Annotated in this window: 25 protein-coding genes; 14 read left to right on the top strand and 11 right to left on the bottom strand. The window is 70.3% G+C overall.

Going from position 1 to position 21,366, the window contains the following annotated elements; all coding sequences use genetic code 11:
* Nucleotides 1-29 precede the first annotated feature (29 nt).
* Nucleotides 30-1,034: an LLM class flavin-dependent oxidoreductase gene (locus ACZ6Z4_RS20825; RefSeq protein WP_465566618.1), complete on the top strand. Its 1,005-nt coding sequence runs from the start codon at nucleotides 30-32 to the stop codon at nucleotides 1,032-1,034.
* Between the two features lie 35 nt (nucleotides 1,035-1,069).
* Here the strand turns inward: ACZ6Z4_RS20825 and ACZ6Z4_RS20820 are convergent, their stop codons facing one another.
* Nucleotides 1,070-1,567, bottom strand: a complete 498-nt coding sequence (locus ACZ6Z4_RS20820; protein WP_465566613.1) for an Lrp/AsnC family transcriptional regulator — start codon at nucleotides 1,565-1,567, stop codon at nucleotides 1,070-1,072.
* A 137-nt stretch (nucleotides 1,568-1,704) separates the two neighbouring features.
* Here ACZ6Z4_RS20820 and ACZ6Z4_RS20815 point away from each other — a divergent pair, with 137 nt between their 5' ends.
* Entirely contained in the window at nucleotides 1,705-2,841 is a 1,137-nt protein-coding gene (locus ACZ6Z4_RS20815; protein WP_465566610.1) for a trans-sulfuration enzyme family protein, read from the top strand.
* Nucleotides 2,842-2,881: 40 nt separating this feature from the next.
* On the opposite strand, the gene ACZ6Z4_RS20810 is transcribed toward ACZ6Z4_RS20815, so the two are convergent.
* On the bottom strand, nucleotides 2,882-3,454 hold the full coding sequence (locus tag ACZ6Z4_RS20810; RefSeq protein WP_363670197.1) for a ClpP family protease: 573 nt from the start codon (nucleotides 3,452-3,454) through the stop codon (nucleotides 2,882-2,884).
* A gap of 126 nt (nucleotides 3,455-3,580) precedes the next feature.
* Here ACZ6Z4_RS20810 and ACZ6Z4_RS20805 point away from each other — a divergent pair, with 126 nt between their 5' ends.
* From ACZ6Z4_RS20805 to ACZ6Z4_RS20795, 3 genes are read left to right on the top strand one after another with little or no spacing between them, the layout of a single operon-like run.
* Entirely contained in the window at nucleotides 3,581-3,940 is a 360-nt protein-coding gene (locus ACZ6Z4_RS20805) for a helix-turn-helix domain-containing protein (protein ID WP_363670195.1), read from the top strand.
* Nucleotides 3,941-3,943: 3 nt separating this feature from the next.
* A complete protein-coding gene (locus ACZ6Z4_RS20800; RefSeq protein ID WP_465566606.1) occupies nucleotides 3,944-4,897 on the top strand; it encodes a pyridoxal-phosphate dependent enzyme in 954 nt (317 codons plus the stop codon).
* On the top strand, nucleotides 4,898-5,290 hold the full coding sequence (locus tag ACZ6Z4_RS20795; RefSeq protein WP_465566603.1) for a GNAT family N-acetyltransferase: 393 nt from the start codon (nucleotides 4,898-4,900) through the stop codon (nucleotides 5,288-5,290).
* On the opposite strand, the gene ACZ6Z4_RS20790 is transcribed toward ACZ6Z4_RS20795, so the two are convergent.
* Complete coding sequence (locus ACZ6Z4_RS20790; protein ID WP_465566600.1) at nucleotides 5,277-6,149, bottom strand: hypothetical protein; 873 nt, start codon at nucleotides 6,147-6,149, stop codon at nucleotides 5,277-5,279. The genes ACZ6Z4_RS20795 and ACZ6Z4_RS20790 overlap by 14 nt on opposite strands.
* A gap of 102 nt (nucleotides 6,150-6,251) precedes the next feature.
* Between ACZ6Z4_RS20790 and ACZ6Z4_RS20785 the strand changes: the two genes are divergently transcribed.
* From ACZ6Z4_RS20785 to ACZ6Z4_RS20775, 3 genes are all read left to right on the top strand, one after another.
* Nucleotides 6,252-6,818, top strand: a complete 567-nt coding sequence (locus ACZ6Z4_RS20785) for a DUF4865 family protein (protein WP_465566803.1) — start codon at nucleotides 6,252-6,254, stop codon at nucleotides 6,816-6,818.
* A 90-nt stretch (nucleotides 6,819-6,908) separates the two neighbouring features.
* Nucleotides 6,909-8,150 (top strand): MFS transporter, encoded by a 1,242-nt coding sequence (locus ACZ6Z4_RS20780; protein ID WP_465566597.1) that lies wholly within the window; start codon nucleotides 6,909-6,911, stop codon nucleotides 8,148-8,150.
* Nucleotides 8,151-8,222: 72 nt separating this feature from the next.
* The gene (locus tag ACZ6Z4_RS20775) at nucleotides 8,223-9,164 is read left to right on the top strand and encodes a DMT family transporter (RefSeq protein WP_465566594.1); all 942 of its coding nucleotides are present in this window, start codon (nucleotides 8,223-8,225) and stop codon (nucleotides 9,162-9,164) included.
* Here ACZ6Z4_RS20775 and ACZ6Z4_RS20770 read toward each other — a convergent pair.
* Nucleotides 9,092-9,808, bottom strand: coding sequence for a TetR/AcrR family transcriptional regulator C-terminal domain-containing protein (locus ACZ6Z4_RS20770; protein WP_465566591.1), 717 nt, complete (start codon nucleotides 9,806-9,808; stop codon nucleotides 9,092-9,094). The two genes, ACZ6Z4_RS20775 and ACZ6Z4_RS20770, sit on opposite strands and share 73 nt — an antisense overlap.
* Nucleotides 9,809-9,860: 52 nt before the next feature.
* Between ACZ6Z4_RS20770 and ACZ6Z4_RS20765 the strand changes: the two genes are divergently transcribed.
* Entirely contained in the window at nucleotides 9,861-10,775 is a 915-nt protein-coding gene (locus ACZ6Z4_RS20765; protein WP_465566588.1) for an SDR family oxidoreductase, read from the top strand.
* On the opposite strand, the gene ACZ6Z4_RS20760 is transcribed toward ACZ6Z4_RS20765, so the two are convergent.
* Together ACZ6Z4_RS20760 and ACZ6Z4_RS20755 are read right to left on the bottom strand one after the other, a co-directional pair.
* Nucleotides 10,776-11,528: an MBL fold metallo-hydrolase gene (locus ACZ6Z4_RS20760; protein ID WP_465566585.1), complete on the bottom strand. Its 753-nt coding sequence runs from the start codon at nucleotides 11,526-11,528 to the stop codon at nucleotides 10,776-10,778.
* Nucleotides 11,529-11,545: 17 nt separating this feature from the next.
* Nucleotides 11,546-12,142 carry a LysE/ArgO family amino acid transporter gene (locus tag ACZ6Z4_RS20755; protein WP_465566580.1) on the bottom strand — a complete coding sequence of 199 codons (597 nt, stop codon included), beginning with the start codon at nucleotides 12,140-12,142 and terminating at the stop codon, nucleotides 11,546-11,548.
* A 70-nt stretch (nucleotides 12,143-12,212) separates the two neighbouring features.
* Between ACZ6Z4_RS20755 and ACZ6Z4_RS20750 the strand changes: the two genes are divergently transcribed.
* Nucleotides 12,213-13,100 carry a LysR family transcriptional regulator ArgP gene (locus ACZ6Z4_RS20750; protein ID WP_465566576.1) on the top strand — a complete coding sequence of 296 codons (888 nt, stop codon included), beginning with the start codon at nucleotides 12,213-12,215 and terminating at the stop codon, nucleotides 13,098-13,100.
* On the opposite strand, the gene ACZ6Z4_RS20745 is transcribed toward ACZ6Z4_RS20750, so the two are convergent.
* Nucleotides 13,051-14,319 (bottom strand): FAD-dependent monooxygenase, encoded by a 1,269-nt coding sequence (locus tag ACZ6Z4_RS20745; RefSeq protein ID WP_465566573.1) that lies wholly within the window; start codon nucleotides 14,317-14,319, stop codon nucleotides 13,051-13,053. The two genes, ACZ6Z4_RS20750 and ACZ6Z4_RS20745, sit on opposite strands and share 50 nt — an antisense overlap.
* A 72-nt stretch (nucleotides 14,320-14,391) precedes the next feature.
* Between ACZ6Z4_RS20745 and ACZ6Z4_RS20740 the strand changes: the two genes are divergently transcribed.
* Entirely contained in the window at nucleotides 14,392-14,976 is a 585-nt protein-coding gene (locus ACZ6Z4_RS20740) for a TetR/AcrR family transcriptional regulator (RefSeq protein ID WP_465566570.1), read from the top strand.
* A gap of 9 nt (nucleotides 14,977-14,985) precedes the next feature.
* Complete coding sequence (locus ACZ6Z4_RS20735) at nucleotides 14,986-15,180, top strand: hypothetical protein (protein WP_363670169.1); 195 nt, start codon at nucleotides 14,986-14,988, stop codon at nucleotides 15,178-15,180.
* A gap of 22 nt (nucleotides 15,181-15,202) precedes the next feature.
* Here the strand turns inward: ACZ6Z4_RS20735 and ACZ6Z4_RS20730 are convergent, their stop codons facing one another.
* Nucleotides 15,203-16,072 carry an SCO6745 family protein gene (locus tag ACZ6Z4_RS20730; RefSeq protein ID WP_465566567.1) on the bottom strand — a complete coding sequence of 290 codons (870 nt, stop codon included), beginning with the start codon at nucleotides 16,070-16,072 and terminating at the stop codon, nucleotides 15,203-15,205.
* A gap of 589 nt (nucleotides 16,073-16,661) precedes the next feature.
* Here ACZ6Z4_RS20730 and ACZ6Z4_RS20725 point away from each other — a divergent pair.
* Nucleotides 16,662-17,057 carry a VOC family protein gene (locus tag ACZ6Z4_RS20725; protein WP_363670165.1) on the top strand — a complete coding sequence of 132 codons (396 nt, stop codon included), beginning with the start codon at nucleotides 16,662-16,664 and terminating at the stop codon, nucleotides 17,055-17,057.
* A gap of 9 nt (nucleotides 17,058-17,066) precedes the next feature.
* Here ACZ6Z4_RS20725 and ACZ6Z4_RS20720 read toward each other — a convergent pair whose 3' ends face one another.
* Together ACZ6Z4_RS20720 and ACZ6Z4_RS20715 are read right to left on the bottom strand one after the other, a co-directional pair.
* On the bottom strand, nucleotides 17,067-17,573 hold the full coding sequence (locus tag ACZ6Z4_RS20720; protein WP_465566562.1) for a GNAT family N-acetyltransferase: 507 nt from the start codon (nucleotides 17,571-17,573) through the stop codon (nucleotides 17,067-17,069).
* A complete protein-coding gene (locus ACZ6Z4_RS20715; RefSeq protein ID WP_465566558.1) occupies nucleotides 17,570-18,304 on the bottom strand; it encodes a class I SAM-dependent methyltransferase in 735 nt (244 codons plus the stop codon). The genes ACZ6Z4_RS20720 and ACZ6Z4_RS20715 overlap by 4 nt, the downstream gene beginning before the upstream one ends.
* A gap of 97 nt (nucleotides 18,305-18,401) precedes the next feature.
* Here ACZ6Z4_RS20715 and ACZ6Z4_RS20710 point away from each other — a divergent pair, with 97 nt between their 5' ends.
* Nucleotides 18,402-19,769: a calcium:cation antiporter gene (locus ACZ6Z4_RS20710; protein WP_465566555.1), complete on the top strand. Its 1,368-nt coding sequence runs from the start codon at nucleotides 18,402-18,404 to the stop codon at nucleotides 19,767-19,769.
* Here ACZ6Z4_RS20710 and ACZ6Z4_RS20705 read toward each other — a convergent pair.
* Nucleotides 19,725-21,275, bottom strand: a complete 1,551-nt coding sequence (locus tag ACZ6Z4_RS20705) for an ankyrin repeat domain-containing protein (RefSeq protein WP_465566552.1) — start codon at nucleotides 21,273-21,275, stop codon at nucleotides 19,725-19,727. The two genes, ACZ6Z4_RS20710 and ACZ6Z4_RS20705, sit on opposite strands and share 45 nt — an antisense overlap.
* Between the last annotated feature and the right edge of the window lie 91 nt (nucleotides 21,276-21,366).

The raw sequence follows: 21,366 nt of genomic DNA, 5'->3' as shown, positions 1-21,366 counted from the left end.
GGTTGTCGTTGACCGTGACGAGTGAAGCGATGCCGCTGTCCGTACTCGACCTCTCTCCGGTGCCGACCGGGACCAAGCCGTCGGAGGCGTTGCACGAGACGCTCGAACTGGCGAAGACCGCGGAGGCCGCCGGCTACCACCGGTTCTGGCTGGCCGAGCACCACAACATCCCGAGCGTCGCCAGCTCCACCCCCGAGGTGATGATCGCGGCCGTCGCCGGTGTCACGTCGACGATCCGCGTCGGCGCCGGCGGCATCATGCTCCCGAACCACTCCCCGCTGAAGGTCGCCGAAACCTTCCGCGTTCTGGCCGGCCTCCACCCCGACCGCATCGACCTCGGCCTCGGCCGAGCCCCCGGCACCGACCAGCGCACCGCACTGGCCCTGCGCCGCAGCCGCGAGGCCCTGGCCGCCGACGACTTCCCCGACCAGTACGCCGAGATGCGCGCGTACGCCGAGGGCTTCCCCGCGGACCACCCCTTCGCCCCCATCACCGCCCAGCCGTCCGACGTCCCGCTCCCGCCGGTCTGGATCCTCGGCTCCAGCACGTACGGCGGCCAAGCAGCCGCCATCCTCGGCACCGGCTTCGCCTACGCCGGCCACTTCGGCACCCTCGACCCGACGGCCGTCATCGCCAAGTACCGCGAACTCTTCCAGCCGTCGCCGGAACAGCGCGAGCCCCACGCGATCCTCGCTCTGGCCGCCATCGTCGCCGAAACCGAAGAACGCGCCGAACAACTGGCCCTGGCGAACGCCCTCTCCATCCTCCGCCTCCGCTCCGGCCGCCCCGGCCCCATGCCGTCCCCCGAGGAAGCCGCCGCCTACCCCTGGTCAGAAGGCGAAAAGGCCGCCGTCGAGGAGTGGTCCGGCCTGGTCTCGGTCGGCACCCCCACCCAGGTAGCCGCCGACCTCGGCCGCCGAGCCAACAAGGCCGGCGCGGACGAGCTGATCATCACCACGTCGATCCACGACCCGGCGGAGCGCCGCCACTCCTACAACCTCCTCGCGGAAGCCTGGGGCCTCAAGCCCCGCTGACGCAGGAGCTCCTCACCTGAGAGTTATCCACAGCCTTAGTTATCCACAGGTCGCACGTGTTCGAAGATCAGGCTGGTCTCCGCGTGCACGACCGCTGGGTCGGCGGTCAAGTGATCGAGGACGAAGTCCCGCAGTTCGTCCGGTGACGCCGCCGCCACGTGCAGCAGGTAGTCGTTCGCCCCGCTGACGTGAAACAGCGACAGTACGCCGGGCAGCCGCGGGACCATCGCGCGGAAGCGGTCGATCTCGTCGCGGGAGTGGGCGCCGATGCGGATCGCGACCATCGCCTGCAGCGGGCGCCCGAGCGCGGCCAGGTCGACGTCGGCGTGGAAGCCGCGGATCACCCCGCGGTCCCGCAGCGCGCGCACGCGGGCCAGGCAGGTCGACGGCGCGATGCCGGTCGCCTCGGCGAGGGCGTTGTTGGGCATCCGCCCGTCCGCGGTGAGCAGCCGGACCAGCTCCAGGTCGACCTCGTCGAGCCCCGCGGGCACCGGCCGGGGGGCCGGTCCGGGGGTCCGGCGATCCTTCGGCATGCCCTCACTGTAAAGCCCGTCCACAGAATCCACAGCGTGTGGACAGACCTGTGGACGAATTTTCTTCGGAACTCTTGCCTCGATCTCGCAGAAGATTCCACCCTGGCGCTACCGCAGACGGAACCGAAGGAGGCTCGATGAGCGACACCCGCGCCGTGCACGCCGGTCGTGACGACCTGACCGCCCTCGGGGTGCACGTCCCCCCGATCGACCTGAGTACGACGTACCCGCTGACCGACGTCCAGGCCGGTGGCGCCGCCTACGACCGGATGGCGGCCGGCGGCGATCCGGGCGACGGCAGCCTCGTCTACCAGCGGCTGTGGAACCCGAACGTCGCCCGCCTGGAGTCAGCCCTGGCCGAGCTGGAGTCTTGCGACGGCGCCGTCGCGTTCAGCACCGGCATGGCCGCGCTGGCCGCGGTTCTGCTCGCCACGGTCGCCGCCGGCAAGCCGCACGTGGTCGCCGTCCGACCCCTGTACGGCGGTTCGGACCACCTGTTGTCCACAGGCCTGCTCGGTACGACGGTCAGCTGGGCGACCCCGCAGACCATCGCCGAGGCGCTCCGCCCCGACACCGGTCTCGTGCTGCTGGAGACCCCGGCCAACCCGACCGTGGAGCTCGTCGACATCGCGGACGTGGTCCGCCAGGCGTCCGGCGTACCGGTGGCTGTGGACAACACGTTCGCGACCCCAGTGCTGCAGCAGCCGGCGCAGCACGGCGCCACGCTCGTGCTGCACTCGGCGACCAAGTACTTGGGCGGCCACGGCGACGTGATGGGCGGCCTGGTCGCCGGCCCGATGGAGTGGGTTGCACAGCTCCGGCAGATGCGTGCGGTGACCGGGGCGCTGCTCTACCCGCTGGCGGCGTACGAGCTGCACAGGGGGCTGCAGACGCTGCCGGTGCGCGTTCGCGCTCAGCAGGCGGGTGCGGCGAAGGTTGCTGACTGGCTCAGCACGCACCCGGCTGTGGACAAGGTCTACTACCCCGGTCTGCCCGAGTGTGACCCGCAGGGGCTCGTCGGACGCCAGCAGAGCGGGCCGGGCGCCGTACTGGCGTTCCGGACGAGTCGAGCCGACCAGCTGCTCGCCAGGCTCGAGCTGATCGCGCATGCGGTGTCGCTGGGCGGTGTGGACACGCTGATTCAGCACCCGGCCGCCCTGACCCACCGCCTGGTTGCTGACGACGCCAAGCCGGACCAGGACCTGCTCCGGCTCAGCATCGGCTTGGAGGACCCGGAGGACCTGATCAGGGACCTCGACCGGGCGCTCTCCTAGTCACCTGTGGCGCCCGCGCCGCGGGGGCGGGCTCCACAGGTCACACTGCGACTGGCTGACTCAGCACCCGATCGACGATCCCGTAGTCCAGCGCCTGCTCCGGCGTGAACCAGCGGTCCCGGTCGAAGTCCTCGGTGATCCTGTCCACCGACTGCCCGGTCCGCCCGCTCAGCAGCTCGGCCAGCTGCCGCTTGGCGAGCAGCGACTGCTCGGCCTGGGTCTTGATGTCGCTGGCCGTCCCGCCCATCCCGCCGGACGGCTGGTGCATCATGATCCGCGCGTGCGGCAGGCTGAACCGCTTGCCCGGCGTACCGCAGGCGAGCAGCACCTGTCCCATCGACGCGGCCAGGCCCATCGCGTACGTCGCCACGTCGTTGCTGATGAAGTTCATCGTGTCCAGCACCGCCAGCCCGGCCGAGACCGAGCCGCCGGGGGAGTTGATGTAGAGCGAGATCTCCGCCTTCGGGTCCTCGGCGTTCAGCAGGATCAGCTGCGCGCAGACGGCGTTGGCGTTCTCGTCCTTGATCTCGTCGCGCAGGACGACGATCCGCTGCCAGAGCAGGCGCTGGTAGATGTGCTGGTCGAGGTCGGTGGTTCGCTGGTTCTCGCTCATGTCGTCCAGCGTCGCCGCCACCGGGCCGGGAGTCGCGGGAATCTGCCCGTGGCAGATCTGCCCACCGCAGACCTCGCCGGGGTGGCACACTCGGTACAGGAGCCACCAAGTCGAGGAGGACCGGACGTGCTGCTACGCCAGGTGATCGGGAACGTCTTCCGCCGGCTGCGCCGCGAGCGGGGGATCACCCTGCGCGAGCTCGCCGAGGTGGCCCAGGTGTCCGTGCCGTACCTGTCCGAGATCGAGCGCGGCCGCAAGGAGCCCTCCTCGGAGATCCTGGCCGCGATCTGCCGGGCGCTCGACCTGGAGCTGAGCGATCTGCTCGCCGAGGTGCAGTTCGACCTGGCGACGGCGGTCCGCTCGACGCTGCCGGTCCGCCTGCAGACGACGTCGATCCGCGTCCAGGAGTCGGGCCCGCAGCGGATCGGCACCTCCGCGCCGCAGTCGTACTCCGCCACCGGTCAGGCGTTCGCGCTGGTCGCGTAGCCGGTGCTCTACCGCGCCGACAGCTCTGGTCCTCGCCGTACGCCGTCAGCTCCGGCCGAGGTGCTGGCGTTCCACCAGAGCCTCCCCGAGTACGCCGTGACGCCGCTGCACGAAGTACCGGCTCTGGCCACCGAGCTCGGCCTTGGCCGCGTCCTGGTGAAGGACGAGTCCCACCGCCTCGGCCTCCCCGCCTTCAAAGCCCTCGGCGCCTGGTGGGCCATCCACCGCGCCCGGCAGCCGCACACCGAGACCCTCGTGACCGCGACGGACGGCAACCACGGCCGAGCCGTCGCCCGCCGAGCCCACCAGCTCGGCCTCCGCTCGCACATCTTCATCCCCGAAGTCGTCAGCGCCGCAGCGATCGACGCCATCCGCTCCGAAGGCGTCGAGGTCACCGTCCTCCCCACCTCGTACGACGAAGCGGTGCTCGCCGCCGCGGCCTCGGCAACGGACCAGCGCCTCCTCATCCAGGACTCCGCCTGGCCCGGCTACGAGGAGATCCCCCAGCTGATCGTCGACGGCTACTCCACCCTCTTCCGCGAGCTGGACGTAGTTCCCGACCTCCTGGTCGTCCCGATGGGCGTCGGCTCAGCAGCCCAAGCCGCTGTCGCCCACGGTGGACATGTCCTGGGCGTAGAGCCCAGCAACGCCGCCTGTATCACCACCAGCCTCCTCGCCGGCCGCCCGGTCACGGTAGAGACCAGCAACACCGTCATGGCCGGCCTGAACTGCGGCACCCCGTCCAGCCTGGCCTGGCCGGTACTGCGCGACGGCCTGCACGCGTCAGTCACCGTGGACGACCCCGACGCCCTGCAGGCCTCAGAAGACCTTGCAGCGTTGGGCATCTCCTCCGGCCCGAGCGGCGCCGCCACCCTGGCCGGCCTGCGCGCGGCACGCGAGTCACTCGACCTGACCGCCGACAGCACCGTCGTACTGATCAGCACGGAAGGCCGCTAGATGGAGCTGCGCGTCCGGTTCGCCGTTGACGACCAGGTGCTGTCAGCCCTGCACGGGTTGGCGTTCGGGTCGCCCGGCGAGGTGCAGCCCTGGGCAGAGCGCCTGGAGCGGCACGCCCTCACCTGGGTCGGCGCCTTCGACGGCGACCAGTTGATCGGCTTCGTGCAGGTCTGCTGGGACGGCGGCGCCCACGCCTTCGTGCTGGACACCGCCGTGCATCCCGACCACGGCCGCAAGGGCATCGGCGCCCAGTTGGTCGTCCGCGCTGCCGAGGAGGCGCGTGCAGCCGGTTGCGAATGGCTGCACGTCGACTACGAGCCGCACCTGACCAGCTTCTACGTCGACGCCTGCGGCTTCAGTCCCACCGACGCCGCGCTGCTCAAACTGCGCTGAGCGCCGTCAGCCGCTCGGTGGAGATGCAGGAGGTCAGGCAGCGCTCCTTCGCGTCGCCCAGCAGGTCAGCGGTCCAGCGGGTGAACCCGCCGTCGCCCAGCTCGTTGCCGTCGACACCGATCCCGATCGCCGTCCCGGTGTAGTAGCCGGACCCCTTGGTGCGCCCGGTGTCCTCGGTGAACTGCACCGGCAGCCCCGGCCGTACGGTGTCGTCGATCCGCTCCCGGACGGCGCTCGCCGCGAAGCTGGTGAACGTGAACTCCGCCTTCTCACCCAGTACGGCGTACCAAAAGCGCAGGTGATCGAGCAGCAGCTCCGCCTCCGTGCGCCCCGACCCGGTGTCCCGCGCGGACGACACGAGCGCGAACAGCTGGAAATGCGCGAACATCCCCGGCCCGTCGTTCACCTGCGCCCGGACCACGCGCTGGCAGGTCGCCAGGTCGACGCGCTCGGCGCCTGCGCGCCGGCGTACGGCGGCCTCGAGCGCGAGCTCGTTGGTCGGGTCGCTGGCGACCTCGGTGTTCCGCATCGTGCTCAGCACCATGTTCTGGTGGATCGTTGAGATCGCCGAGCAGGTCCCGAGCGGGGTCACCGGTGAGAGCTCGACCCCGGCGAACCGGTCCGGCAGGAGGTCCCAGAGGCGGGCCTGAGTGCGGACCAGTGCGCGCGGATCCGCCTGCGACGGCTGAACGAAGCGGTCGTTGCGCCAGCGATCCAGCACCCGGGCTGGCGTCTGCTTCCCGGCGCGCTCGCGGCTGACGTCCAGCAGGGCGCTCTGCAGGTCGGACGGGCTCAGACCGTCGACCAGCGCCTCCCGGGTCCCGGCGGGCAGCTTCGACCAGATCCGATCGCTCGTCATCGCCCCAGCCTGGCCGAAAAGAGGCACCGGCGCGCGGCAATTAGCTCTGTACCTACTAGTATGTTCGGAACCTGACCGAGAGGGGAGAAGGCCGTGTACGCGATGCAGTACGAGGTGACCTTGCCGGCGGACTACGACATGGGGATCATCCGGCGCCGGGTGGTGGAACGCGCCGCAGCGACCGACGACTTCGAGGGGCTCGGGCTGAAGGCGTACCTGATCCAGGACCAGGCCAACGGCTCGGCGGTGAACCAGTACGCGCCGTTCTACTTGTGGAACGACTCCGCTGGGATGGGCCGCTTCCTGTGGGGCGGCGGGTTCTTCACGGGGATCTGCCAGTCGTTCGGGCGACCGAGCGTGCGGCACTGGACGGGCGTCGGCACGCTGCCCGGACCGAACGTCGACCAGCCGGCTCTCGCGGCGACGAAGAACACGTTCGCGCTGCCCGCCGAGGTGGACCCGGCCGGGCCGGTCGCCGAGGCTCTCGCTTCGTTGCGGACGACGGCCCAGCTGCCGGGTGTGCACACCTCGGCGATCGCGGTCGACCCGTCGCGCTGGGAGCTCGTCCACTTCACCCTGTGGAGCGGCGAGCCCGGAATCGTGCCCGGGACGCGGTACCAGGTCCTGCACTTGTCCACACCTGGAACAAAAGAGCTGCTCGCGGGGTGAGGACGCGGGTAAATTCAGTGCATGAGATTCCCGAGCCCGTTCCTTTGACGCCCTGACCGCCCGAGCGTCCGCATCGTCGCCTACGAGGCGTTGCAGGACCTGATCCCGCTGTACCCGCTGTACCAGTTGCTGTTCGAGGACCACGGGCTGTCGCCCACGGAGATCTCGACGCTGTTCATCATCTGGTCGGCCACAGCGTTCCTGCTGGAGATCCCGTCCGGTGCACTGGCCGACGTCTTCTCCCGCCGCAAACTCCTGATGCTCGGCCCTGCCCTGACCGGCCTGGGCTACGCAGCCTGGATCACGCTCCCGTCGTACGCGAGCTTCGCCGCCGGTTTCGTCCTCTGGGGAGCAGGCTCCGCCCTGATCTCCGGTACGTACGAGGCGTTCGTGTACGACGAACTGGCCGCCCGAGGCAGCACGGCCAAGTACGCCAACCTGCTCGGCAAGGCCAGATCGGCAGCCCTGATCGCCAACTTGACCGCCACCCTGGCGGCCATCCCGTTGTTCGCCGTGGGTGGTTACGCACTGGCCGGTGCTGTCAGCCTCCTCAGTTGCCTGGCGCAACTATTGGTGGCCGCGTCACTTCCGGAGGCCACCAGAGCAGTAGCCGCTGACGGGACTGATCCGGAGAACCCGGGATCGTCGCCCGGCGAAGCCGTGGCGGGGGCGGGCGGGTCCTCCTCCCTTCCCACCCCTGCACCACCGACGCGGGGATGGCGAGGCGCGCTCGAGCGGTATGTCCTCATGCTGCGTGCTGGATTGGGTGAAGCGGCGACCAGCCGCGTGGTTCGGCGGGCTGTTGGGTTGGTGGCGTTGCTGGGTGGGTTCCTGGCGTTCGACGAGTACTTTCCCTTGCTGGCCAGGGGAGTGGGTGCGTCGAACACTCTGGTGCCGCTGCTGATCGCGGTGACCGTCGCGGCGCAGGCGATCGGTGGTGCGCTGGCGGGACCGGCGTACCGGTTGCCGGCGTCGGTGTTCGCCGTCGGGCTCGGTGCGACGGCGGGGTTGATCTCCTGGGGATCGCTGAGCGGTACAGCGCTCGGGTTCCTGCCGATCGCTCTCGGGTACGGCGTGATGCAGCTCGTCATCGTCGTCTCCGAAGCTCGTTTGCAGGACGCGATCGAAGGGCCGGCGCGGGCGACGGTCACCTCGGTGTCCGGGTTCTTCGCCGAGGTGTTCGCGGTGTCCGTGTACGCCGGGTTCGCGCTCGGCGCGGTCTGGTTCAGCCTGCCGATCCTGGTCGCGGGCCTGACCGTGCCCGTGCTGCTGACCGCTCTCGTCACCCCGAAGGCCCTGCCACCGCCGCCCTCACACCCTCCGGCCGAATGACGTTCCGTTCGGTGACCACCGAACAGTCCCGCGAATACCGTCGAACCACCCGCCAAGCACGAGGAGCCCGATGTGACCGATCGTCGAGAAGCCTTCCTGGCCGCCGCCGCGGCCGCGATCACCGTGGTCCTCTGGGCCTCGGCGTTCGTCGCGATCCGTCACGTCGGCGCCGAGTTCTCGGCCGGCGCGCTCTCCCTCGGCCGCCTGGTCGTCGGCAGCTTGCTGCTCGGCGTCCTCGTCTTCACCCGACCCCGCCGCTGGCCGGCCAAACGCGACTGGAAGCTCCTGCTGGTCTGCGGCCTGCTCTGGTTCGGGGCCTACAACGTCGCGCTCAACGAGGCCGAGCAACGCCTCGACGCGGGCACCGCCGCGATGCTCGTCAACATCGGCCCGCTCCTGATCGCCGTACTCGCCGGACTCCTGCTCAGCGAAGGCTTCCCGCGCCGCCTCGTCATCGGCAGCGCGGTCGCCTTCGCCGGCGTACTCCTGATCGGCACGTCGTCCTCGAGCGGCCAAGCCGAAACCCTCGGCGTCGTCCTCTGCATCATCGCCGCCATCGCGTACGCGATCGGCGTGGTCGCCCAGAAGCCCTTGCTCGCAAGGCTTCCCGCCCTCGAAGTCACGTGGCTCGCCTGCACCATCGGTGCGATCAGCTGCCTCCCCTTCGCCCCGACCCTGGTCCGCGAGACCGCCGACGCACGACCGTCCTCGATCTGGTGGGTCGTCTTCCTCGGTGCCTTCCCGACCGCGCTCGCCTTCACCACCTGGGCCTACGCCCTCGCGCGGACGAGCGCCGGCCGGATGGGCGCGACGACGTACCTGGTCCCGCCGCTCGCGATCCTCCTCGGCTGGCTCCTGCTCGACGAGTCGCCGGCGCCGCTCGCGTACGCCGGCGGCGCGCTCTGCCTGCTCGGTGTCGCGATCTCCCGCCTGAAACCCCGTCAGCGCAAGGTCGACTCGATCCCGCTCACCAGTACGGCCAACGCCGACTCGAACCCGCTGTCGAAGTCGTAGTGCAGCCCGTCCCGACCGAGCGCCCGCACGACGCGCGTCAGCGTCGGCGCCTTGCCCTCCGGCAGCTTCTCCACCCGGTCGACCAGATCCGGCGCGAGGTCGAAGGTCGCCGCGCGCACCGACAGCTCCCCGAGCATGAACCCGTGCACGAAGTCGACGATCGTGTTCACCGCCTCGAAGATCCCGCGCGGTGCGAGGCCGCCGCGGTCGAGCGCCCGGTAGAACGGCTCGACCGTCACCACCACGACGTCCGACACCGCTGACGGATCCGACAGCACCTGCAGCGCCAGGTTCGGGTGCGCCTGCAACGCGGCCCGGTAGGCCCGCGCCGAGTCCTTCAACTCCTCCTGCCACGACAGCCCGGCCCGCGGCTGCCCGCCGCCGCGCTGCCCGGCACCGCCCTGGCCGACGTCGTCGAGCCCGGCGAACACCACCTCGGCGAGCCCCGCGAACACCGCCGCCTTGTTCGGCAGGTGGTGGTAGATCGACATCGGGTTCACGCCGAGCGTCCCGGCCAGCCGGCGCATCGTCATCGCCTCGACGCCCTCGTCGTCGACGATCCGCAGCGCCGCGGCCAGGATCGCGTCCCGGCTCAGCCGCTCCGCCCCGGCCCGCGGCCGGCCAGGCTTGCCAGCAGTATTCATACGCCGTATGGTAGCGAAATCGTACAGCGTATGGTTGAGGACGGTGGGTGGGATGGCGAAGAAGCCTCTGGACGGCAAGGTGGCCCTGGTCGCGGGCGGGACCCGAGCGGCCGGCCGGGGCACGGCGGTCGCCCTCGGAGAGGCCGGCGCGACGGTCTATGTGACCGGTCGGACCACTCGCGACCAGCAGTCGGAGATGCAGCGGCCGGAGACGATCGAGGAGACCGCCGAGCAGGTCGAGCGCGCCGGCGGCCGCGGGATCCCGGTCCAGGTCGACCATCTCGAGCAGGACCAGGTCCGCGACCTGATCGCCCGGATCGAGCGCGAGCAAGGCGCGCTGCACGTCCTGGTCAACGACATCTTCGGCCTGACCACGATGGAGTGGGACAAGACCGTCTGGGAGTCGTCGCTCGACATCGGGCTGCGGACGTTCCGGCTCGCGGTCGAGACGCACGCGATCACCAGCCACTTCGCGCTGCCGCTGCTGATCAAGCAGCCGGGCGGCCTGGTGATCGAGATGACCGACGGCACCGACGAGTACAACGCGACCAACTACCGGGTCTCGTTCTTCTACGACCTCGCCAAAGCCGCGGTGAACCGGATGGCCTTCGCGCTCGCGCACGAGCTCAAGCCGTACGGCGGTACCGCCGTCTCGCTCACGCCCGGCTGGCTCCGCTCCGAGGCGATGCTCGACGCCTTCGGCGTCACCGAGGAGAACTGGCGCGACGCGACCGAGAAGATCCCGCACTTCGCCATCGCCGAAAGCCCCCTGTACGTCGGCCGAGCGGTCGCCGCGCTCGCGGCCGACCCGGACGTCGCCCGCTGGAACCAGCAGTCCCTGTCGAGCGGCCAACTCGCCCAGGTCTACGGCTTCACCGACAGCGACGGCAGCCAGCCGGACGCGTGGCGCTACATCGTCGAGGTGCAGGACCCCGGCAAGCCCGCCGACACCACCGGCTACCGCTGATCACAGCCGCCGCACTCCGCCTTCGCACTGGCCGGCTGGGTGTGCCGCGGCGATCGGCACGCCCAGCTCGGCCGCGAGGCGCAGTACCTCCCGGCGAGACGTCGTAGCGACAGCAGGTTCTCGCTCATACACGTAGACCAGCTCCGGCCACTTCGCCTGCGCCGGATGCACCAGCACATCCCCAGCGATCAGCACCTGGTCTGTCAGCACCGCCTGATGGCCTGGCGTGTGCCCAGGCGTCGGCAGCAGTGTCACGCCGGCAACAGACACCTGCCCATCCACAGTCCGCACCTGCTCACCCAGCGGCTCGATGAGATTCCGGTACGTCGTACCAGCTCGTGCGTGATCCAACTCAGTCTGCTGCACAACGTAGTTCGCATTAGCGAACCGTGGCCGGTCGCCATCGGTGTTCCACCCGGCATGGTCGAGATGGACGTGAGTGAGGATCACCGTGTCGATTTCCTCAGCACCGACCCCGGCCTCCTGCAGCAGCTGAGGCAGGCGGCCCGCCGTACCCAGCCACTCCGCTGCTTCCCCGCCCGCCGGCCCAACCCCTGTGTCCACCAGCACCGCATGCCGATCGCTGGTCAGCAGGTACGAGTGGAAGTGCAGCAGCCAGCCCCCATCAGCAGCAACGTTCCCCGGCGCCTCCACCTCGGCCCAGCGCTGCTGCTCCGCCGACCAACCAGGCAGGGCGTCGCCGATCGGCTCGGGGAACACCGCCACCGCGTCGCACAGCACAGTCACGTCCACGCGGCCATTGTTGGCGCTCAGGGGAGCAGCATCCAGACGCCCAGCGCGGTCATCACCGCGGCGATGCCACCGTCGAGGAACTGCCAGGCCCGGGCACGGGCGAAGACCGGGCCGAGCTTGCGGGCGAAGTAGCCGAGCGAGAAGAACCAGAAGAAGCTGCCGGCGACCGCGCCGACGCCGTACAGCCAGCGGCCATCGGTGCCGTGCTGGTTGGCGAGCGAGCCGAGCAGCACGACGGTGTCGAGGTAGACGTGCGGGTTGAGGTAGGTGAACCCGAGGCAGGTGAGCAGCACGCTGCGCAGCGCGGCCGGCGCGTGGTCGGCGGCGGTCAGTGCGCTCGGGCGGAACGCTCGGCGGGCCGCGACGGCGGCGTACCCGAAGAGGAACAGCGCACCGGCGTACTTGGTGATGGTGAGGGCGGTCGGGTTGCCGGTGAGCAGGGCGCCGAGGCCGGCGATGCCGCTGGTGATCAGGACGGCGTCGGACAGCGCGCAGATCAGGACGACCGGCAGGACGTACTCGCGTCGCAACCCCTGGCGCAGCACGAAGGCGTTCTGCGCGCCGATCGCGACGATCATCGACAGGGTGGTCAGGAAGCCGGCCAGGAGGTTCACACCTTTGACGGTAGGAAGATCGAGCGCTGTAAACCAGCTAAAGATTCTTCACCGCCATTAGCATCACTTCATGGAGATCGACTCGTCCCAGCTCGGCACGTTCGCGGCGGTGATCGACGAGGGCAGCTTCGACCTGGCCGCGCAACGGCTGCGGATCACGCCGTCGGCGGTCAGCCAGCGGATCAAGGCGCTGGAGAGCCGGGTCGGCCAGGTGCTGATCCAGCGCGGGAAACCCGCTCGTACGACGGCCGCGGGCGACGCGCTGCTGCGGCTCGCCCGGCAGGTCTCGCTGCTGGAGGTCGAGGCGATCGCGGCGGTGAAGGGGACCGTCGAGGGGCTGCGGCTGCCGATCGCGGTCAACGCGGACTCGCTGAACGGGTGGTTCCTGCCCGCGCTGCTCGCCGTCCCGCCGGAGCTGGTGACCGCGTTCGACCTGCGGCAGGAGGATCAGGACCACTCGGCCGAGCTGCTGCGGGCCGGCTCGGTGCTCGCGGCTGTGACTGCCGATCCGCGACCGGTGCAGGGCTGCCGCGTCGTGCCGCTCGGGCGGATGCGGTACCTGTCGATCGCCACACCGTCGTACGCCGAACGCTGGCTCGCCGGGCGCCCGCTGGCCGAGGCGCTGGGCGACGCGCCGCTGCTCGTGTTCAACACCAAGGACCAGCTGCAGCACCGGCTGATGCGCAAGGTGACCCGGCGCCGGCTCGACCCACCGGTGCACTCGATCCCCGCGCCCGGCCCGTTCGTCCGGGCGATCCGGCTCGGGCTGGGCTGGGGGATGATCGAGGAAGAGGTGGTCGAAGCCGATCTCGCCGCCGGGACGCTGGTAGAGGTTGCCCAGGGCAAGTACGTCGACGTGCCGCTGTACTGGCAGTACTGGAAGCTCGACTCGCCGGTCCTGGACGCGCTCACCGACGCTGTTCGGCAGGCCGCGGCGGCCGGGCTTCGTACTGCTTGAGCTCGACCGCGTTGCCGACCTTCAGCGGCAGCTCGTCGATCAGCTTGCGCCAGGGCAGGTAGGGCATCAGCCGGAACGTGAGGTTGCGCAGGCGCAGGAACGCCTTGCTGCCCGGGATGAACCAGCGCGCGCCGTCGGTCGCCTGCTTCTGACAGGCGGCGACGAACGGGCGCATCACGGCGTCGTACGCCGCGAACGCGCGGATGTGTGCGGGCTCCACGCTCGTCTCCGCGCTCGGCTCTGCGCCCGTCTCTGCGCCCGGCTCCGCGTCCGCGAGCTGCGCGGCGTGCAGCTCACCGGCCAGCACGTACGCGCCCACGATCCCCAGGCTTGTTCCCATCCCCGCCAGCGGCGACGCGCAATACCCGGCGTCCCCCACCAGCGCGACCCGCCCGCGGTAGTACCGATCCAACTTGATCTGGCTGATCGAGTCGAAGTAGAAGTCCTCCGCCACCTGCATCTCACTCACCAGCCGCGGCACCTCCCACCCGAGCCCACCGAACGTCTCCGCGACCAGCTCCCGCTGCGCCGCCGTGTCCCGCCGATCGACCGTCCGCCCGTCCGTCGCGAAGTAGAACAGCGCCTTCGCCTCGGTGTTGTCGCGCGCGGAGTACGCGCCGACCGTCTTGCCCGGCACGCTCAGCAGCCGCCCGGTGTGGTCGAGCCCGAGATAGTTCGGCACCGTCGCGACCGACACGGCGTACCCGAGATCGTGCCGGAACGACGCCTCAGGCCCGAACGCCAGCCGGCGTACGTTCGAGTGCAGCCCGTCCGCGCCGATCACGAGATCGAACCGGCGCGCATCCGCGTGCTCGAACTCGACCAGTACGCCGTCCGCGTCCTCGTGCAGCCGGGTGATCGAGTCGCCGAACACGTACTCGACGCCGGCGCGGGTGGCGTCGTACAGGATCTCGACCAGGTCGCCGCGCAGCACCTCGAGCTCGCCGCTGAACGCGGTCTCCGAGGTCTTGGCGACGGTCCGGCCGGACCCGTCCACGTAGTGCATCGCGCCCATCCGGGTGGCCCGCGCCTCGACCGCGGCCCGCAGGCCCATCCGGTCGAGCACGGTCAGGGACGCGCCGCGGAAGTCCACGGCGTACCCGCCGGGCCGGGGTGCGGGCGCCTTCTCGACCACGGTCACGTGGTGGCCGAAGTGGTGCAACCAGTACGCGAGGGCCGGGCCGGCGACGCTGGCTCCGGAGATCAGGATCGTTGTCATGGCTTCGACTGTACGGAAGTCTCAGACGTTTGTGCAAGACATTCGTGTGAGGATTTTGGCTAGGATCACCACATGGGCAATCGCGAGGCTTTGATCGAGGGCGCCAAGGTCTGTCTGCGGGAGAAGGGCTACACCCGGACCACCGCACGGGACATCGCCACCGCGGCCGGGGTGAGCCTGGCCGCGATCGGGTACCACTTCGGCTCCAAGGACGCGCTGCTGAACGAGGCGATGCGCCAGGCGCTCAGCGAGTGGGGTGACGAGCTGGGCGCCACGATGAGCGCCGGGCCGGCCGCGGACGCCGTACCGGCGGACCGTTTCGTCGCGACCTGGGCGCTGGTCGTCGACACACTCGCCAACCCGGCGAGCCGGGCACTGTGGACAACCCAGTTCGAGATCCTCAGCCAGGGGGCGCACCTGCCGGATCTGCTGCAGGCTGTCTCGGCGATGCAGGGTGAGGCGCGCGAGGGGTTGGCCGCGCTGTTCGGTGCGACGGACTCGACGACCGACGAGGCGACCACGCAGCAGGTCGGCTCGTTCCTGCAGGCGCTGCTGCTCGGGGTGGTCGCGCTGACGATGTTCAACCCCGAGCAGGCGCCGCGCGGCGAGGACCTCTCCGCCTCGATCCAGCTGCTGGCCCGCAAACTCGGGGGATAGGCTCCCCGGATGAAGAAGATCGTCGCGAGCGCCTTCGGTGTCCTGCTCGCCGTCGCCGGCGTCGTCTGGACCCTCCAAGGCCTCGGCTACCTCAAGGGCAGCTCGATGACCGGCAGCAGCTTCTGGGCAGTCGTCGGGCCGGTCGTCGCGGCGCTCGGTGTCTCACTGCTCTGGGTCACCTGGCGAGGTCAGCCCAAGCGCTAGTACTGCGTGGCTGCGCCTCGGCTCAGGTGCTGAGCTCCGACTCCGGCCAGCGCAGCGCCATCGGGTTGTCCGGCGGGATCAGCCCCGACGCCATCACCGTCGTACTGATCGGCCTGACAAGCCGCTCAAGCTCCTCGGCCTTCGCGTCGCCGAGCGCCCGCCACCCCTGCTCGGCCAGCCGGTCGGTCGTCTCCTCCACCTCACGCCGTACCGCGTGCCCGCGCTCGGCCAGCGCCGTACCGTCCATCAGCCCGCGCTCGCGGAGGTCCTCCTCAGCCGCAGCCCACTCGTCATCACTCCACCGCCGGCTGCGCTGATACACCTCCTTCGACGGCCCACCCGTCGCCGTCATCGTCAGATTCGCCTGACAAGGGCTCAACCCAGCCGCGACCAACGCGGCGACGTGCCCGTCCCCACGCGACTCCCGCAGGATCGTCGTCGCCTGCCACAACACCAGATGCGGCTCATCAGCCCACCCCAGTACGGCGTTCGCCGCCGCCAGCGGCCGCCCAGCAACCGGCGCCACCTCAGCCGCCTCCCGAGCCAGCTCAGCCGCCCGCCGTACGGCGGAACTGCCGACCGCCTCCGGCAGCAGCCGCCGTACCGCCGCGTCCACAGCCTGCAAGCGCGCCTCGATCAACCGCTCCGGCGACGCATACCCCCAAGCATCCGGCAGCGCCCGCGCCACCATCCCCGGATGGAAGTTGTAGAACACCGCCGCCACCACCTCAGGCCCGACCGCCCCCAACGGCGCCGCCCGGCAGGCGAAGTAACTCATCCACCCGCCCCGCAACCCCATCCCGTCCGTGGCCGCCCGAGTCTCCGGCGCGAAGTACGTCACCGCATGAACCGGCTCCAACACCCGCCACATCCGCCGCGCCCGAGTCTCCATCCCCCGATCCAAACACGCCCCCAGCCCGAGCACACCCCGGTGTGACAAACCCACCACCCACCGTGCCGCTCCCAGCAGGCGCCCGGGCGGCCGGTCGCGCCCGCGCCGCATCACGCCACGCTCCGCCCAGCGCCGCACGCTCCGCTCCGCCCGTGCGCCGCACGCTCCGCTCCGCCCGTGCGCCGCACGCTCCGCTCCGCCCGTGCGCCGCACGCTCCGCTCCGCCCCCGCGCCGCATGCCCCGCGCCGCACGCTCCGCCCCGCGCCGCACGCTCCGCCCCGCGCCGCACGCCCCACCCCGCCCGCGCGCCGCACGCCCCACCCCGCCCGCGCGCCGCACGCCCCACCCCGCGCCGCACGCCCCACCCCGCGCCGCACGCCCCACCCCGCCCGCGCGCCGCACGCCCCACCCCGCACGCTCCGCCCCGCGCCGCACGCCCCGCCCCGCGCCGCACGCCCCACCCCGCGCCGCACGCCCCACCCCGCACGCTCCGCCTCGCGCCGCACGCCCCGCCCCGGCGGTTCTCGCTGCTGCTTGCTGAGCACCTCTTCCTCGTGGGTGAGACCTGCCGAATGAGAGAGTCCTCCCATGGGAATCCGGGTGCAGTGTGTGAACTACGACGCGATCGACCCCGCCGCGCAGGCGCGGTTCTGGGCTGAGGTGCTGGGGTGGCGGATCACGTTCGAGCACGAGAAGGAGTACGTGCTGGAGCCGCCGGCGGGCAGCCCGGAGGACGGCATCGTGCCGGACATCCTGTTCCTCCGCGTCCCCGCCGACGAGGTGAAGTCGGTGAAGAACCGCGTGCACATGGACCTGCGCCCCGAGGACCAGGCCGCGGAGGTCGCGCGGATCGAGTCGCTCGGCGGCAAGCAGGTCGACGTCGGCCAGGACGACTCAGCCTCCTGGATCGTGATGAGTGACCCCGAAGGCAACGAGTTCTGCGTCCTGCGCGCGTTCACGGCCGAGGAGCTCGCGTCCTTCTGAGCGAGGCCGTCAGGGCAACGGCCGGTGCATCACGTGCAGCCCGACGTACCCCAACGTCGGGTGCAGGAAAGCTTCCGGCACCGTCCCGATGATCCTGAACCCGAGCGCCTGCCACAGATGTACCGCCGAGGAGTTGCTCTCCACCACGGCGTTGAACTGAACGGACCGGAACCCCTCTGTGGTCGACCACTCGATCATGTCCCCACAGAGGGCCCGCCCAACCCCGCGCCCCCGAGCGCTGCCGGCCACCATGAAGCTCCCGCTCGACACGTGAGCCCCGGGACCAGGCCGATTCGGATACATGTTGGCCGTCCCGAGAACGATGCCCTCGGCATCGACCGCGACCGTGGTGCGACTCTTCGCCGCGCCCGAAGGCGACATCCACAACGCCCGCGCCTCCTCGTCGGACAGCGCCGGGTCGTACGCGTAGGTCTCCCCGGCGTCCACGACCTCCCGAAAGATCGGAAGGATGGCAGCCCAGTCCTCCGCCACCGCAGTCCTGATCTGAACGCTCATCGCTCTCCTGTGGTCGATCGGCAGACGAGATCAGCAGTATCAGAGGCGTCCAGCATGACCACCTGGAAACCCGCCGCAGCGAGCTCCTCCCGGAGTGCGCCCGGCGTGAGGTGCCGCCGATGCGGAACGTAGGCACGCTCCCCGAGCTGGATGAACTGCTCGCCTGCACCTGCTTCCCGATACTCGATCCCTGTGCTCTCGTCGTAGTGGAAGCCGGGTGCGGTACGGCGGTCGGGCGTCCGGATCGCCGTCGAGATGACGTAGTACCCGTCAGGCTTCAGACGGGCGCTGACGGCGGAGAACAGCGCTCGGCGATCCTCATCGGTGACGATCGACTGGAGACAGTAGCTGTCGAGGACCAGGTCGTACGTCGTACTCGACGGCAGGCCGCCGGCGCAGATGTCACCGACGCTGAACCTCACGTCCAGTCCACGCTCCGTGGCCATCCGCCGCCCGATCTCGACGGCTTCAGGAATCAGGTCGACCGCGTCCACCTGAAACCCCCGAGCGGCAAGGAAACAAGCAGCGGTCCCGGTGCCACACCCGTACTCGAGCACCCGCCGACCCGCTGGTGAGCTGAAACCGAGCTGGGGAAGGACTCGCTCCAGGAAGGCCCGGTTCTGGAAGTCGTCGTAGGTCCAGGGAGTGTCGAACAGGTCGTTCCACTGCGTCTGGCCGCGGCGGGCGAGCTCCCGGTACGCCGACTCGTGCTCCGCTTGGTAGTAGCGCACCTGACCTCCGCGGCTTGATGGAACCGATGCGAAAAGGATCACGGCGGGCGCCGGAGATGCCAACTGGTTTGCCGGGGAGCGAATAGAATCTCGGGGGATGACGAACTCCGTGGTCCATGGGTTGCCGCGCTGGAGTCTGGCCGTGCCCCCGCTCGCGCTCGTTGTGCTGGTGCTGTCCTGGGGGCGCGATCTCGGGGCCGTGCTGCTGGTGCTCGTCTGTGCGGGGCTCGGCGCCGCGGTGATCGCGGCGGTGCACCACGCCGAGGTCGTCGCGCACAAGGTCGGCGAACCGTTCGGCACGCTGATCCTCGCGCTCGCCGTGACGGTGATCGAGGTCGCGCTGATCGTCACGCTGATGGCGTCGGGCGGTGAGAAGGCCGCGTCCCTGGCCCGCGACACCGTCTTCGCCGCGGTGATGATCACCTGCAACGGGATCCTCGGGCTGTCGCTGGTGGTCGGCTCGCTCCGGCATCGGACGCAGCAGTTCCGCGTTCACGCCTCGGGCAGCGCCCTCGCGGTGATCACGGCGCTGGTGACGCTGAGCTTGGTGTTGCCGACCTTCACGACCAGTACGCCGGGGGCGACCTTCAGCAGCGCGCAGCTGGCGTTCGCCGGTGTGGTGTCGCTGGTGATGTACGGCGTGTTCGTGTTCGTGCAGACGATTCGGCACCGGGACTACTTCCTGCCGGTGGAGCCCGAGCAGAAGCCGAGCGACCTGGAGCGCCGCGAGACCCGGGACGCCCGGGAACTGCGCGAGGCCCGGGATGTCCGGGAGTTGCGCGAGGCACGGGTGGAGGTTGGCCGGCAGCTGTCGGAAGGCGAGGGCTCGGTCGACCAGGAGCTGGGCGGGGGATCGGTCGACCAAAAGCGCGAGGGGTCGGTCGACCAAAAGCTGGGCGAGGCGCCGGAAGGGCGCGACGAGGAGGACTCCGAGGTCGGGGCTGACGTTGTGGCGGACGTTGTCGAGCAGGAGGACGACGACCAGGAGACGCATGCGGCCGCGCCCAGTGGGCAGGTGGCGTTGGTCAGTTTGGGGATGTTGTTCGTCTGCCTGATCGCGGTGGTGGGGCTGGCGAAGACGGTGTCGCCGAAGTTGGAGGACGCGGTCGCGTCGGCGGGCGCGCCGGTGGCTGTGGTCGGTGTGATCATCGCGCTCCTTGTCCTGTTGCCGGAGACGGTGGCCGCGATTCGGGCCGCGCTGCGGAATCGCCTGCAGACCAGCCTGAATCTCGCGCTCGGGTCGGCCCTGGCCAGCATCGGGCTGACCATCCCGGCCATCGCGCTCGCGTCGATCTGGCTGGACGGCCCGCTGGTCCTCGGGCTGAGCGGGACCGAGATGGTCCTGTTCGCGTTGACCGTGGTGATCAGCCAGCTCACGCTGGCGACCGGCCGGGCCACGCTGCTGCAGGGTGCGACTCATCTAATGGTCTTCAGCGCCTTCCTGTTCCTTGCGGTCAGCCCGTAGGTCCAAGTCGGTCAGGTAGTCGATGACCTCTTGTTGGTGGGCGTGGATGGCCCAGTTCAACGGTGTTCCGTTGTAGTTGGGGTCGCGGAGCGTGGGATCGGCGCCGAGTTCGAGCAGTTTGCGGACGGTGGCCAGGTGGCCGTGCCAGGCGGCTTGGTGCAGGGGCGCCGCCATGGCGAGGATGTTGAGGTCCCAGCCGAGGTCCTTCAACGGTTGTAGGGCTTCGGTGCGACCCAGTTCGGCGGCTCGGATGGGGAGGTAGGGGTTTCGCTGGATCGCCCGGGCGGCCAGGGCTGGGTCGACGGGGGCCGTCGATCCGTTGAGGACTGCGGCGAAGAGTTCGTGGATGTCGTCGAGGGGTGGGGCTCCGGCTGCTCTGAGCAGGGCGGCGATCTCGGTGTGGCCTTGGACGGAGGCGAGCTCGAAGGCTCGGTGGCCGCAGAAGACGGGGTGTTCGGTGCCGCGGCCTTCGGGGTCGGTGCCGGCGTCGAGCATGAGCTGGACGCGGTCGAGCAGGCCTTCTGAGGAGGCGAACACGAGCTCGTCCTCCAGGAGCTGGCGAGCGGTGGGGTGCGCGACGGTGAGGCGCTGGTGCCAGGGGCCGCCGTCGCCTTGGCCGAGGCCGAACTCCAGGAGCAGGCGGAGGTGGTCGGCGTCGTGCGGGGGTGGGCAGCCGGGGCCGCAGTTGTACATGGTTTGGCTGTCGTTGGGGTCGGCGCCGGCCTCCAGGAGGAGGCGGGCCAGGGCCAGGCGGTTCTGGTGCGGGGGCTGGTTGCCTTCGCCGCGGCCGAAGGCGCCGGTGAGGGCGGTGAAGGGGGAAGGCATTCCGGACCAGAGGAAACCGGCGTTCGGGTCGGCGCCGTGCTCGAGGAGGAGGCCAGCGATCTCCAGCGCGGCTTCGGGGGCGACGGGGAGGCGGGAGTAGGTGAGGTAGAGGAGGGGCTCCCAGTTGAAGGGGCCGCCTTGGAGATTGGCGAGGTGGGGGTGCTGAGCCAGTTGCTTGCGGACGCTTTCGACGTCGCCGGCCACCACCTGGGTGAAGAAGTTGCTTTGGGCAAGCTCTGGGGTGGAGGTCAGGAGGGTGTGAGCGGCGTCGGGCCGTTGGGGGTCGTCCTGGCCGTAGTGCAGGGTCGCCAGGCGGAGGAACTCGTCGGCGCGCTGGGCAGGGGTCTCGACCGGGTTGCCGGTGGTTTCGCGGTGGGGTGAGCGAGTGTACTGCTCGACGATGCCCAGGTGGCGGTTGAGTTTGGGCCAGCTGGGAAATCCGTAGCTTCGGGCGACGACAAGTTGTGCGTCGGCGAGCCCACGAAGAGCATCCGCTGAGGGGCTGTCTGGGCGCTCGGGCTCCACGGGAGCAGTTGCAGGTCGCGCAGAGGGCGCTGGGGAGAACTCGGCGACCAGTGCGAGCGCTTGGGCATCACCGGCTCGGACCTGCTTCAGCAGCGTCTTGGCCTGGTTGCGCAGGTGGTCGAGGTTCGGGTCGTCGGGTAAACGGCGGGTCGGCATGGCGACCTCCTCTCTGTGGGCCTGCTGTCCGCGTGGTCAGGCGAGAAAGGAGGTGGGCTCGGAGCACCAGCACGGCAGACTGCGCCGCTCA

The sequence above is a fragment of the Kribbella sp. NPDC104740 genome, from assembly GCF_055583505.1.
This window is presented reverse-complemented; position numbering and strand designations above follow the sequence as displayed.